The organism is Candidatus Hydrogenedentota bacterium (assembly GCA_012730045.1).
In the GTDB taxonomy this organism is placed as follows: Bacteria; Hydrogenedentota; Hydrogenedentia; order Hydrogenedentales; family CAITNO01; genus JAAYBR01.
Window position 1 is genome coordinate 1 of record JAAYBR010000082.1, and the last position, 13,894, is coordinate 13,894.

Below are 13,894 nucleotides of genomic sequence, written 5' to 3' on the forward strand. Positions count from 1 at the left end.
CAGCGAAGGCGACGGACTGGCTTCGGCGGCCAGGGCGGCGGCGCGCGCCGACTCAAGAGTGTCAAGAAGCGCCCCGGCGGGAACCTGTGCCGGGTCCACAAGGGAGAACAGGGCCGCCGCCGCCACCCGCACCGACGGGTCCGTGTCTTTGAGCGTGAACTCGAGGGGTGCCGGGGAATCCGCCGGCACGGCCGGTGTTTTCGCCACCAGGAAGTTGTGCAGCAGGGTCATGAGGGCGACCACGGGCACCCGGTTGCCGGAGAAGGGGGGAAACTCCGCCTTGCCGTCAGAGGCCGGGTAGAAACCGACCGTGGGGAAGGTTCCCGCAGGTGCCAGCCGTCCCTCGGAGGGCGCGACAAGAAGGAGCGCGCGGGTTTCCACACCGGGCATCCAGCATGCGTCGGTCAGGCCCTGAAGCCGCATTTCCATGGGCCCGCCGCCGGGAAAGCTCTTCAGCACCGACAGCCGCGCCTCATAGGGCAGTATCTGGAGGGAGGCGCCCTCGGCGGGGAGGGCGGGCGCGATGCCCGCGAGGGGATGGTTCATGTACGCCACCCGGACGTCCAGCACCATGGTCGCGGAAAGGAGCCCGCGCGGGAGGCACGCCTCCAGCGTTTCGGGGGTGAGCGGAACGGCGTGCGCCGCGCCGCAGACCAGCAGGGCCGTGGCGGCAATTCTAATAGTCGTCGTCATCAAGGGCGTTCTCCTCGGCTTGCGCGCGGTCGCGGTCCGCCATGCAGACCCTCCAGGAAATCGCCAAGATTGCGCATTCCATCAGGGCCAGGGGAAGGTCGCACAGGCCCAGCAGGGCGATGTCCAGGAATGAGGATGACGGGAAGGCCGCCTGAAAGAGGTCGCCGCAGACAACCTGCATGAGTCCCAGCAGCAGGGCGGGGGCCAGCGCCGGCAAATTGCGGAGCAGGCAGACGGCGGCGTCGCGCGGCGCTGCGGGGCCGGACTGCGCGTGGAACATGACCGCGGCCCCGGCGGGCGTCGCGGCGCACAGGGCGGCGCAGGACACCAGCAGGAGAAACCCCGCCGTCGGGGCGGGACTGGACAGCGCCACGGAACCCGCCACGGACATCAGGGTGGTGACGCCGAGATTAATCACGAACCACACCGGGAGGAACTCCCGCAGCGCGGTGCGGGGCGCGGCGCGGCGCCAGATCGGATAGTCAAGGTGGGCGCCCATGCGAGCGAAGCACAGGGCCTGCAGGGCGGACAGGGCCAGCGTGACGGCCAGCAGGGAGACAAACAGGTGAAGGTTAAGAAGAGCCCCCCACTCCGGCGCGCGCTCCAAGAGCGCGGTGGCCGCCGCACGGTTGAGGCGGAACACAGTCAGCACGGCGGCCGTGCCTGCGGCATACACCGCAACGGTGCGCTTGTTGCTCTCGATATCCTGCTGTGTCTGCTGAATGGGGGACATCTCTTCCTGACCGGGACGGCCGCCGGGGGCCTATTCCACCACAAATCCTTCTTTCTCGAGCAGCCGCGCGAGCTCCTTCCGCGACAACCCCTTGAACTGCACAACCCGGTGCGGGTCAACCTGCTCAATGATCGGGGCGACCCGCTTGCGGTGGGCCAGATCGAGCAGCGTCATCGGGTCGTCCGCCTCAATGACGTGAAGGGTGCGCACGCGCACCTTCTTGATGCCCCCGCGCCAGTCCTCCAGTGTGGTCCGCACATTGTCCGGAAGAAGGCCCCCGCGGTTGTGCCGCAGCAGAAAATCAGTGAAGGTCACCGGGTTGTGCCCGTTCTGCACGGCCTGAAGGTAGCTCTCCCGGGAAACCCGGTACACCGACACCTGCCCCGTGCTGACCTGTTTCGCAAACTGCTCGAGCGGCACCGTGAGCAGGGGGTCCATGTCCTGGATCGGCACCATGATGTCGAAATTGGGCTGGACCACGATCTCGCTGGCGGGGTCCGGGTGGATTTTCTCCAGGCGCGAAAGCGGCGTGCCCTGGAGGATCGAGCGGCCCAGCGGCGTCACGCGGACCGCCGAGTTGCCGTCGCACACGCCCCGCTCCACCAGCCCCAGCCAGAAAAACAGCTCCTCGAGGGCGCGCGCCAGCTTGCTCTCGGAGCGGGCCGAGGTGGCGGGGTCAACGTACTCGTGCGCCCCGTTGACCAGCTTCAGCACGGGGCGGGAGGTCTGCGCGTCGCGGCGGAACGCGTTCTCCACGAGGTCCATCGCGTTGTACCAGGCGCCGTCCTCCATCTCGGCGGCAAGTTCCGCCAGGGTCTTGCACTGCGCCGTGTAGTCCATGAACCGGATGGTCTGCTCGCACACGGTCCTGTGGCGCTCCAGCCGCCGCTGCGGGAGCAGCTCGCCGATGTCGCGGACCACCAGGTCCTGGTCCACATAGGCCAGCCATTGCAGGCCCGTTGTCGCAATCCAGAGGCAGGTGCTCAGCGAGGGCTCATTGTCCTCGCCGCCGCACAGCGGCCCGAGCCTTCGAAGGTCCTCCCGGAACAGTTCCCCGTCGCTGCGCAGCCGCGCCGGCTGCGCGGCGACCGCGGCCACCAGGCGGGAGAGGGTGTCCGTGAGGGAGACCCCGCGGTATTCGGGGGACTCCACCTCGGCGCGCAGCGGCCGCAGCCGGTTCTTCTCGCGCTGGCGGCGGCCGCAGGACTGGAGGTGCTGCCGCACCTCCGACAGCAGCCCCACCACCCGCACCAGCCGGTCCTCCGCGTCGAAGCGGAACATCTCGGCGCAGGCGAATCCCTGGATCAGCTCCAGCAGCGCCTGCTCCACCGCGTACTCGTTCCCCCCGTGCAGCGCGTGCACCTGCGACACCGCCAGCACCCCGTTCTTGCTCTGCCACAGGATGTCAAAGACCTCCCGCGCCGTCTCCGAGAACAGCTCCGTCGCAACATGGTCCTGGAGCGAGTCGGGATGGTGGTAGCACTTTTCCAGAAGGATGTCTATGGCCGCCTTCTTCGTGAGCGGGTTCTCCGAGCCCAGGCGCTCCTCCAGCATCTGGAACTCGAAGGTGCCCAGGGCCTTCACCCGCGCGCAGAGCGACGGGATGTCCCCGTGGTTGTTAAGACCCTCCCGGATCCGCCGCACCGCGCCGTACCCCTCCGGCACCAGCTTGATCTTCGTGAGGTCCGTGAAGAAGAGGCGGTGGTTAACGTCGAGAAGGTACTCGATCTCCTCCGCGGGCACCTCGAGTTTCTTCGCGAGAAAGCGCGTGGTGAGTCCGGAGCGGCTGTTGTTGGACAGCTCCACGGCGATGTTGTACGCCGTGCGGCTCATGCCCTCCAACGAGGCCAGCAGGCTCGCCCCATGTCGCATAGCCAAACGCCTCCTTGCACAGTCGCGTGAAAAAACGCACCGAAACCGAATCTCATATTATATTCGCCGAACTCACGCGCGGCAAGCAATCTTCGCGCGTATTTTCTGCGGGAAGCGGACGGGGAAGAGGAGCGCCTTGAAGGGCGGTTCCCGGTCGGGTATCATCGCCGGACCGGCCCCGGGCCGGACAACCAGGAAAGGGTGTTCGCATGCGGCGTGCGTTTCAGGCTTGGGCGGTCGTGATGATTATGGGCGCGGCGGCGGCGCAGGACGCGGCGGCACCGCAGTGGGATGTTTTCCAGGGGGAGATGATCGCCTATCCCGGGCCGTGGTCTTTCGGGCTGCCCAAGGACCACATCATCCTCGTGAGCGACGAGCAGCTGGAGGCGCTGTCGGATCCGGACAAGGCGGTGGACCTCAGCCTCACCTTTGACAAGCGCGAGGAGAGCCTCCGCCAGGTCTGCGAGCACGCCCAGGCCGCCGGTGCCCGCACCCTGATCCTCGCCTTTGACCATTTCTTCTCGCAGTACCGGGAGGGCCAGAAGGGCAAGCCGCGCGCCCTCACGCCGGACAAGCAGGGGTACATTGACCGCATCGCCGCGATCAGCAGCTTCGCTGCGGGCTACGGCCTCGGGCTGGAACTGAGCCTGCTGTCCCCGCTGGAGATCGGCCCCGGCTACACGGAGCAGACGGGGGAGCAGGGGGTGTGGATGCACTACCGCAAGGGCCTGCGCGACCCGAAGAGCGGCGCGTACAGCGTCCAGCTCTGGCGCCAGCGCCGCTGGGCAAACAACAAGGGCCCGCTGGATGTGAAAGACGCCGGGGTCCGCGTGTTCGCGTTCCGCGAAAAGGAAATCGGCGGCACGCAGTACAGTGCGGTGGACCCTGCGGACATCGTGGAGATCACGGAAACCGCGAATGTGGAGGTGTTCGAGGACCTCGTGGAGGGCCGGGGCGACTACCAGGCCGTGCGGGTCCGCGTGCATGGAACGGGGAACGGCGACGGCCGGGACCGGGTGCTCGTGGTCCAGCAGTACCACACCCCCGAGATGGACTACTTCAGCGAGAACGCCCTGCCGTACCTGAAATCGCTGGGGGACCGCTACGCCGACGCGGGCGTGCGCCTCAACGGGCTGTACAGCGACGAGATGCACATCCAGCAGGACTGGGGTTATTTTGGCCACCACGACAACGGGGAGTTTGCCCTGCGCTATGTCAGCCCCGGCCTCGCGCGCCGCTACGCGGAGCTGTATGGCGCGGAGTACGCCGACTTTGCGAAGTGGCTGGTCTATTTCGTCCAGGGGCAGGACGACACGGCGAACGACCTGTGGGCGAAGGCGGACCGGATGCACGTTTTCGGCGCGTCGCCCGAGGACATCGCCCGGACCGCCCTGCTGCGGTCGCGGTACTACCGTCTCCTGCAGGACGGCGTGGTGGAGCTGTTCACCGCCGCAAAGGCGCATCTGGAAGGGCGCATGGGGCGCCGCCTTGAGACGCGCGCCCACGCCACCTGGGCGGAGAGCCCCACCATTGACCGGTGGGACACCGGGCGGCTGCCCCACCAGCAGGCGCAGTACGAATACACCCCGAATTTTGTCTGGTCCTGCACGGTCCATCAGGCGGCCTCGGCCTGCCACGACTATTTCCGCTGGGGCGACTACCTCACGGGCAACGGAAACGACCACCCGGAGGGCGGGTGGATGGACCGCGACTACTACGCCCTGGCCCTGGCCTGTTCCACCGGCATCCTCAACGAGGTGCCCCACTCGTACTGTGCCCACTGGGGGATGCCCGGACCGGTGAGCGCCCACCGGAACGCCCTCGTCAGCGTCACCGGGACGGGCGGGCCCGATTTCTACTCCATGGTGGCCGACATGGAGCACCGCGACACGTCCGTGCTGATGCTGTACCCCCTGGACCTGGTGGCGGCGAGCGAGCGGTTCGGGAGCTGGATGACCCAGTACGGCTACGCGAACTATGTGACCCAGGCGAAGCTCCTGGAGATGGGGCGCGTGGAGAACGGCGCGATTGTGCTCGGGGGACGCCGCTTCACGACCCTCTGCACGCTCTTCGAGCCCTTTCCCGCGCCCCGGCTGCTGGAGATGATGTCCGCCCTCGCGGACCAGGGCGGGCGTGTGCTCTGGTCCGGGCCGCCGCCGCTGCTGGACGCGGACGGAAACCCCGCACTCGCGGCCTGGCAGGGCCTCTTCGGCGCGCAGGTGGCCCCGGAGAACGCGGGGGGGCTTATGCTCCCCGGCCGGGTGGCCACTTTCTCCGGCGCCCTGGAGGGGGTGCCCGACATGCCGGTCCTCACGCATTTCCTTGTGGACCGCGTCTATCCCGCCGCCACGGCGGAGGGGGTGGAGGCGGTGGCCCATGTCGGCGCGTACTGCGCGGGCACCCTCCGGCGGCTGCCTTCCGGCGGGATGCTCGGCTTCCTGGGGTTCCGGCCGCGGGACGACCAGGCGGCCTCCCTGGGCTATGAGACGCGGACGTGGTTCGAGATTCTGGACCGGCTGGGCGCCTACCCGCCGTCCGGCGCGTTCCCGGAAGTCAACGACAACCCAGACCACCTTTCCCGGACGGGCCCGCATCTGGTCTGCCGCTTTCCAAACGGCGCGGTGGGCGTCGCCCCGCATCTGACCTCGGTGCTGGAGGACTGGCCGGGCGGGTTTGCCCGGAACGCGGAGCAGGACGCGGAGATCATGAAGCGCGTGGTGATGCCGCCGGACCGGGTGCATCTGGAGGATTTTCAGGTCAACGGGCAGAAGGTTTCCTATGACGGCAGGATGGCGGTCCTGTGGCGCGCCGGGGAGGGCGGCTTGCCGGAGGCCTTCGCCGGCATGGACTGCCGGGAGATCACCCTTGACGGTGTGAAGACCCCCTTTGCGGAAAACCCCATGCCCCTGGTCGCCTGGGCGCCCGTTCCCGAAAGCCGGCGTGTTCAGGGCGGGGCGAAACTGGTGGTGTTCTTCCACGGCGCCGGACAGCTGCGCATCCCGGTTTCACCGGCCCTCGGCTTGACCGGGGAGGCGTTCTGCCAGGGAAGCGTTCCGGGAAGCAAAGGAGCGCCTGTTCCTGTGTCGCTGGCGGCGGGACTCCTGGAAATCGTGGCAGGGCCGGACACGGCCGGACGGTGGATATTTGTGAGGTGACATCCAGAAAGGGATTTGTGGACTCAGTGCAATACTGTTGACAGTGTTGACCGGGACCTGGAAAAACTGCCGAAGGCTTGACCCCTGTCCAGATGCGTTCTATAATTCAAGTGCGTGGCTGGTGTACGGAGTTCTCAGCGCGGGGATGTGTCGCCGGAACAAAAGGGTGGATGTATGAAAATGTCGGGAATCGTGTTTTCTGCATGCTTGATATGCGGTGGGTTTGCCTCCGCCATGACCGAGCCCGGAACGGTGGATATGACCCGAAGCGTTGCCAGTCTGGGGGAGGTGTCCCCGGGAATATTGGGGTTCGTGGTCTCCCTGAACATTGTCGCCGCGTCGGACATTGCCCCCTTCGTGACAGCCTTGTCGGTAGTCGAGTATCTTCCGGATGGATGGGTGTACGATGGCACCTATGGAAATCCAATGCCTGTGGCCAGCATAGGGCAGGGCGTCCTGCAACTGCTTTGGGAGAATGTGCCCGACCTGTCGTCCCCTCTGGCGGTTGAATACCATCTGCGGGTTCCGCAGGCGTTGGCAGGCGCCGTCCTTTTCGGGAGGGTCGTTTACGCAACGGAAGCAGGACCACAGGAGTCTCCGGATGTCATCACCAACCCAAACGAGATTAACTGCCTCTTCATGGCCCGCTCCGCCTCACTGGCCGGATATGTGCCCGGCGCGGAAGTGACGTTCACGGTCACGGTCAACAGTTTCTGCCTCGAGCCGGTCACCGCGCTGGCCGTGGTTGAAGAGTGCCCCGCCGGTTGGACCTTCGTCTCCGCGACGGGCGTTGCCGACGCCGGCGGCGTGGAGCCCGATCCCGGCGCGTCCGGACCCTTGGAGTTTGTCTGGCTGTCCGCCGTTTCGGTCTTTCCGCACAGCTTCACCTATACGGTGGCCGTGCCGGAGGACTTTTCGGGCGATGCGATGGTCTCCGGCCGCGTGCTCAGCCGCCTGAGCGGTCCCGAGCTCCTTTCCCCCGTGGTGGAGACGCCCCTCGACTACCTCGACACGGTCCCGCCGGTCATCGTGATCACCGGCGGTTCCCCCGTGACCGTCGAATGCGGCGGGCTCTACGTTGAACTGGGGGCGACCGCCACCGACAATGTGGACTCCGCGGTGGATGTGACTGTGGACAACAGCGCCGTGAACACCGCCGTGCCGGGCGACTACACGGTCTATTACAGAGCCCAGGACACCGCGGGCAACAGCGCCCAGGAAACCCGGACGGTGCAGGTGGTGGACACCACCGCCCCTGTGGTCGTCATGGACGGGGGGGAGGCCCAGTCCGGCACGTGCAGCGTTCCCCTGACGCTGCACACCGCCACCGCCTCGGACGCCTGCGACGGCTCCGTTCCGGCGGTGGCCGCCGATTTGGGCGGGCTCAATCCCGCATCTCCGGCAGTGGGCGTGTATGAAGTGCTCTTCGAGGCGTTTGACGGCGCGGGCAACCGCGGAACGGCCGTCCTGACGGTCAGCATTACGGACAGCCAGACCCCGCTGCTTGTTCTTAACGGCGCGAATCCGCTCTCCGTGGAGTGCGGCGCGGTCTTCAATGATCCCGGCGCCACGGCGACAGACAGTTGCGCGGGCAATCTCACGGCAGCGATCACCGTGGAGGGAACTGTCAACACCGCCGAGCCCGGCCTCTATCTGCTGACCTACACGGTTGAGGACCCCTCCGGCAATGTGGCGTCGCTTGCGCGGGATGTCGAGGTGGCGGACACGACGCCCCCCGTGATCGCGCTGCTGGGGCCGTCCACGGTCACAATCACCCAGGGAACTCCCTACACCGAGCCCGGATACACCGCGACGGACCTCTGCTCCGGCGACCTGACGGCGGAGGTGAACGTCACGGGTTCTGTCAACATCAACGTGGTCGGCGCCTATGAACTCACCTATGCCGTCTCCGACGGCGCGGGGAATCCCGCCCAGACCACCCGAACGGTAAACGTGGTTTCGGACTCCGCGCCCGTCATCACGATCCTGGGTGACAACCCCGCAACCGTTGAGTGCGGAGACCCCTATGAGGATGCGGGCGCCGAGGCGGATGACGCCGAGGACGGCGACCTGACCCTGTACATTGTGGTGGAGAATCTCGTGAACCCCGGCGCGGCGGGCGTCTATCGGGTCATCTATTCCGTCACGGACGCCGACATGAACACCACCACGGCCGAGAGGACGGTCATTCTTCAGGACACGGCCGCGCCGGCGCTTGAACTGCTGGGGGACAATCCGCTGGTGGTGCAGTGCGGTTACGGTTTCAATGACCCGGGCGCGACCGCCCTGGACGCCTGCCTGGGCAATCTGGACGCCGCCATCTCCGTGTATTCAGAGGTGGATGCCTCCACGCCCGGCACCTACCCCGTCGTCTACGCGGTCAGCGACGCCTCGGGCAATGAGAGCGAGGCGTCCCGCACCGTGGAGGTGGTGGACACCGTCGGGCCGATGGTCTTCCTGCAGGGAGACAATCCCATGCAGCTTGAGTGCGGCACGCCCTTTGTGGAGCCCGGCACCATCGGAAGCGACGCCTGCTCGGGCGAAGTGCCCGTGGAGAGCACCGCCGCGCTGGAGAATTTCGGCGCCGTCGGCCCCGTCACGGTCCAGTATTCCGCCCAGGACAACGCGGGGAACGTCACGACCGTGACCCGCACGGTCAACGTGGTGGACACCACGCCGCCGGTTCTCAGCCTGGTTGGCGGGAGTCTGGTGCTTGTGCCCCTGGGTTCGCCGTGGGTGGAGCCCGGCTACACGGCCGTGGATGCCTGCGCGGGGGACATCACCGGCGGTGTGTCGGTCACCGGTTCTGTGAACACGGACCTTCCCGGCGATTATCCGTTGACCTATGTCTCCATTGACGGCGCGGAGAACAGCGCGGAGGCGGAGCGCATTGTGCGTGTCACCCCGGGGACCCCGCCGGCAATCACCTTGAACGGTGACAATCCCATGACCGTGGAGTGCGGCGCGGCCTTCCAGGATCCGGGCGCCACGGCCTCCGACGCCGAGGACGGCGACCTGACTGCGGCCATTTCGGTGGACGGATCCGTTGATGTCTCCGTGCCGGGATGGTATGTTCTTAGCTACGCCGTCGCCGACAGCGGCGGCCTTTCCGACCTCGAGACCCGTTCCGTGCAGGTGGTGGACACGGCGGCCCCCGTGGTGGCGCTGCTCGGGGACAACCCCCTCAGCCTGGCGGTGGGCGCGGCCTACACCGAGCCGGGCTTCACCGCCGGGGACGCCTGCGCCGGCGATGTGACAGCGGGCGTTGTGGTCGGGGGAACCGTGGACACGTCGGCGCCGGGGACCTATGTCCTCACTTACTCGGCCCAGGACGCCGCAGGAAACACAGGGTCCGCCTCCCGGACCGTGGTCGTGGGCGGGGTGGACTACTGCGCCCTGACGGATGTGGACATTCTCCGGCCGACGGGCAACGTGCTGACGCCCTTCGTCACCAGCACGGCCTCCGTCCCGCTCCGGTCCCGCCCCGTGTTCTCCTCCACCGACTGCGTCACCGGGACCGTTTCCGTCGAATACTTCGTCAACGGCGTTTCCCGCGGCGCCTCGACCGATGCGGCGGGAGACTATCCCGTGACCGTCGCGCTGGGCAACGGCCGGTATGAACTGGCCGCCGTCGCGACACAGCAGGAGACGGGCGCCGTGGTCACGGCCTCGCGTGTGTTCAGCGTTATCGGGGCGCAGATCAACCGCTACGGCTATCTGGACAACCCCTTCCCGAGCCTTCCGCTGGACGGCGACCTCTTCGAGAACACCCTCGCCGTCACAGGCTACTACCGCGTCATCGCGATGGCTTCGGCGTACTGTGAGGAGGAGGTTGGCCTTGCCGCCGACATCGTCCTGGCGGCGGAATATCCGGACAACCCCGGCCAGACCGTGACCGTCCGCGTGCCGCGCGGGGCGATCCCCTGCGGGTACCAGGCGATCATCATCCTCACGCTGTCCGACAGCATTGAGGGGCTCGTCGGCTACGACCAGGCGCCTGTGATGGCCGCCACGCCGGAGGGGCTGGTTCAGGGCGGCCTCTTCTTTGATGTCAGCATCATTATCGCCTCCCGGGAGGATGTGCTCGCGGGCGGGGAGATCCCCTACGCCGAGCTGGACAACGCATGGCTTGCGGACAATCCGGTCTCGTTCACGCTCAACGGCCTCTCCTTTACGCCCGGCCGGGTTCCCGTGTTCCTGTCCCACCCGACGGACATTCAGCCGCTGGGCGACGCCGATGTGAACCTCTTCGCCGCAAAGGGCGCCTGGAGCGGCGTCAACACCGGCGGGTTCATGGTCCAGGGCGACGCCCTCACCGGGTCCGCCACCGCGCTGTCCGTCTTCGCGCCCTTTGAGCGCCGCGCCACCCTGGCATTCTCGCCAAACATCGCCTACGGCGTGGTCTTCGGCCGGGCCGTGCTGGAGGAGACGCTGGAGCGGACCTTCGTGGTGACCAATGTCGGCGACCTCCCCGTTTCCGGAGAGGCGGCCATTGCGGGGGACGGCGCCTTCACGGTGGTCGGGGAGGCCGCGTACACCCTGCAGCCCGGCCAGAGCGCGGAGATCACCGTCGCCTTCACCCCGGCGGAGATCCGCGACTATGAGGCCCAGCTGCAGCTCACCGGCGACCCGGAGGGGCTCCACAGCGCCCGCCTCTTGGGCTCGGGCACAAAGGGCCGCACCAACCTCTTCGGATGCGGGCCGGGCACCGCGGCGGGCGGCGGCGACTGGGCGGTCCTTCTGGCCGTGTGCGCCCTGCTGGCGCTCGGCGGCGGGCTGCGCGGCGCGGCGGGCCGCGCCCGCTGAGCGGGGTCCAATGATCTGATTTGCGGGCCCGGCGGATTGTCCGCCGGGCCCGTTCTTTCGAGAAAAGGAGGGTCCATGCGGGGCAGGCAGATGCTGTTGTCGGGATTGGCGCTGGCGGTGGCCGTTTCCGCCGCGGCGGAAGAGGGGGCCGTGTGGCGGCGCGCCGCGGAGAACGCGGTTACGGCGAACGAAAACATCGTCTACTGTCTGGACCATGCGGAGGGCTGGCTGCAGCAGGCCGACCCTGAAACCGGCCTCCTCCCGCGCCGCCTCAAGGAGGACTGGTTCTGGAACGCCAAGGACTGCGCGGCGGACAATTTTCCGTTTCTGCTGCTCACCGGCGAAATGACCGGACAGCACCACATCCGCCGCGCCGCACGCGCCGTTTTTGACGCCGAACGCCGGCTCTGTCCCCGGCTGGACAGCCTGCCCGATGACTACCTCTTCGACCGGCAGGGGTTCCGGGACGGCACCCCCAAGACGGAGGACCTCATCTTCGGCGCGGCGGAATACGCCAAGGACGGACTGCTGCCCGTCATCGAGTGGATGGGGGAGGGCCCCTGGCTCGACCGCGCGCGGGAAATGGTCGCCGACATCTGGAAACACGCCGTCTTTGAGACGCCCCACGGCCGGCTGCCCTCGCCCGTCCTGGAGGTCAACGGCGACCTCCTTCAGGTGATGAGCCGCCTCTACTGGATGACCGGCGACGCGCAGTGCCGGGAGTGGGCCTTCCGCCTCGCGGATTATTACCTGCTTCAGGCACCCCTCGTGGAGGGTGACAAGATTCCCCTGCGCGACCACGGCTGCGAGGCCGTCGGCGGCCTGGCGGAGGCCTATGTCATCGCGTGGAAGACCGACCCGGCCAAGCACGCCGCCTACCGGGAACCCATGCACCGGCTGCTGGACACGATCCTGGAGAAGGGCACTTATCCAGACGGCATGATGCCCAACTGGTTCAACCCGAAGACCGGCGAGAGGGCCAAGGACACCGTCTCCGACGGATGGGGCTATGTCTATGACGCCTTCCTTACCGTGGCGATGGTGGACGGGCACGATCCGTACCGCGCGGCGGTGGAGAAGGCCCTGAACAGCGCCCACACCCACCTCGGCACCAACTGGGAGGGGTACCGCGGCGACGGCTACGCCGACAGCGTGGAGGGCGCCATCAACCTCCTAAACCGCATTCCCTGCACCACCGCCTGGCCGTGGGTGGACGCCTCGCTCGGCATTGTGAGGGGCCTCCAGGGCCACGACGGCATCGCGGAGGGGTGGTACGGCGACGGCAACTCGGCCCGCACCCTGATGATGCACACGCTCTGGCTCACCCGGGGCGTCACCGCCGCCCCTTGGAGGAAAGACGTTACATTGGGCGCTGACATGGAGGCAGACGGCAGCGTGTGCCTGCATCTTTCCACGCAGTGGGCCTGGAACGGCACCCTGCGCTTTGACATCCCGCGCCACCGGGACAACCTGCGCATGCCCCTCGACTACCCCCGGATCAACCAGTTTCCGGAATGGTTCACCGTGGAGAAGTCGGGCCGCTATCTGGTCTCCGAGAACGGCGGCGCGGAGCGCGAGGTGTCGGGAGAGGACCTGCTGAACTACCGGGTCGCGCTGAAGGAGAAGGAAACGCTGCGCCTCAAGGTGCGGGCGAAGGACGCGGCCGCTTCTGGCGCGGTGCCTGCGGAACCGTGGCGGGAACAGCGCTTCCACGCGGTCTCCGGGGAGGAGGCGGAGCGCTGGCAGCGGGAGACGCGCGGCGCGCTCCTGTCCCTGTTGGGACTGGACGCCTGCGCCGCCCAATGGGCGAAGGCCCCGCTGAAGGTCCGCGAAGGGGGCAGGCGGAAGGCAAACGGGTTCCAGGTGGTGGAGGTGGAGTTTGCGGCCGCCCCGGAACGCCGGATACGTGTCCTCGTGGGCATGCCTGACGGAGGGGGGCCCGCCTCGTGCCCCGCCGTGGTCTGCATCGGGGGGCACGGTTCCAAGCCCGAGGATGTGTTCGACGAGAAGTCCATCTACAAGGGCTTCGCGGCGGCACTGGCCCGCGCGGGCGCGGTGGTCGTCGCGCCGGACATCGCCTACCACGACAAGGACGCCGCCTTTAAGACCCTCCTGGGGCAGCGCACCTGGGACCTGATGCGCTGTGTGGACTACCTGGCCTCTCTGGATACGGTGAACCCCGCGCGCATCGGCTGCGCGGGCCTGTCCCTCGGCGGCGAGATGGCTATGTGGCTGGGCGCGCTGGACACGCGGGTGTCCGCCGTGTCGAGCTGCGGATTCCTCACGCTCATGGACCAGATGGAGCGCAACCACTGCCTCTGCTGGAAGGAGGAGGGCCTGCGGGAGCTCGTGGACTTCCCCGACCTCTACGCCCTCATCGCCCCACGCCCGCTCCAGTGCCAGCTCGGCGAGCAGGAGCCCCGCGACCAGTTTCCGCCCCTGCTGGGGCGCGTCGCTTTCCGCGACGTACAGCGCTGTTATACACTCTTGGGCGTTCCCGGACGAGCGGGCCTGCATGTCCATCCCGGCGCCCACGAGGTGGACCGCGAGGCTCTGGTGGCATTCCTGATGGGAACGCTCGCCGTAACGAGGTAGAACTGCTTGGAATGGAGGCCGTCTGTGAAGTGGCACGGGC

Annotated in this window: 6 protein-coding genes; 3 read left to right on the top strand and 3 right to left on the bottom strand. The window is 67.6% G+C overall.

The window, feature by feature from the left end; translation table 11 throughout:
* From GXY15_08170 to GXY15_08180, 3 genes are all read right to left on the bottom strand, one after another.
* The coding region (locus tag GXY15_08170) for a hypothetical protein (protein ID NLV41191.1) at nucleotides 1-693 on the bottom strand (693 nt) is incomplete at its 3' end.
* Nucleotides 677-1,426: a hypothetical protein gene (locus GXY15_08175; protein ID NLV41192.1), complete on the bottom strand. Its 750-nt coding sequence runs from the start codon at nucleotides 1,424-1,426 to the stop codon at nucleotides 677-679. The genes GXY15_08175 and GXY15_08170, both read right to left, overlap by 17 nt.
* 30 nt (nucleotides 1,427-1,456) lie before the next feature.
* On the bottom strand, nucleotides 1,457-3,298 hold the full coding sequence (locus GXY15_08180; GenBank protein NLV41193.1) for a hypothetical protein: 1,842 nt from the start codon (nucleotides 3,296-3,298) through the stop codon (nucleotides 1,457-1,459).
* Between the two features lie 209 nt (nucleotides 3,299-3,507).
* Between GXY15_08180 and GXY15_08185 the strand changes: the two genes are divergently transcribed.
* The 3 genes from GXY15_08185 (at nucleotide 3,508) to GXY15_08195 (ending at nucleotide 13,854) form a co-directional block, all read left to right on the top strand.
* Nucleotides 3,508-6,453 (top strand): hypothetical protein, encoded by a 2,946-nt coding sequence (locus GXY15_08185; protein NLV41194.1) that lies wholly within the window; start codon nucleotides 3,508-3,510, stop codon nucleotides 6,451-6,453.
* A 258-nt stretch (nucleotides 6,454-6,711) separates the two neighbouring features.
* Nucleotides 6,712-11,259: a DUF5011 domain-containing protein gene (locus tag GXY15_08190; GenBank protein ID NLV41195.1), complete on the top strand. Its 4,548-nt coding sequence runs from the start codon at nucleotides 6,712-6,714 to the stop codon at nucleotides 11,257-11,259.
* Nucleotides 11,260-11,334: 75 nt separating this feature from the next.
* Nucleotides 11,335-13,854 (top strand): hypothetical protein, encoded by a 2,520-nt coding sequence (locus GXY15_08195; protein NLV41196.1) that lies wholly within the window; start codon nucleotides 11,335-11,337, stop codon nucleotides 13,852-13,854.
* Nucleotides 13,855-13,894 lie beyond the last annotated feature (40 nt).

Coding starts and splice junctions, on each gene's coding strand:
- GXY15_08180 (NLV41193.1), bottom strand. CDS start 3,298: ATGCGACATGGGGCGAGCCTGCTGGCCTCGTTGGAGGGCATGAGCCGC.
- GXY15_08175 (NLV41192.1), bottom strand. CDS start 1,426: ATGTCCCCCATTCAGCAGACACAGCAGGATATCGAGAGCAACAAGCGC.
- GXY15_08185 (NLV41194.1), top strand. CDS start 3,508: ATGCGGCGTGCGTTTCAGGCTTGGGCGGTCGTGATGATTATGGGCGCG.
- GXY15_08190 (NLV41195.1), top strand. CDS start 6,712: ATGACCCGAAGCGTTGCCAGTCTGGGGGAGGTGTCCCCGGGAATATTG.
- GXY15_08195 (NLV41196.1), top strand. CDS start 11,335: ATGCGGGGCAGGCAGATGCTGTTGTCGGGATTGGCGCTGGCGGTGGCC.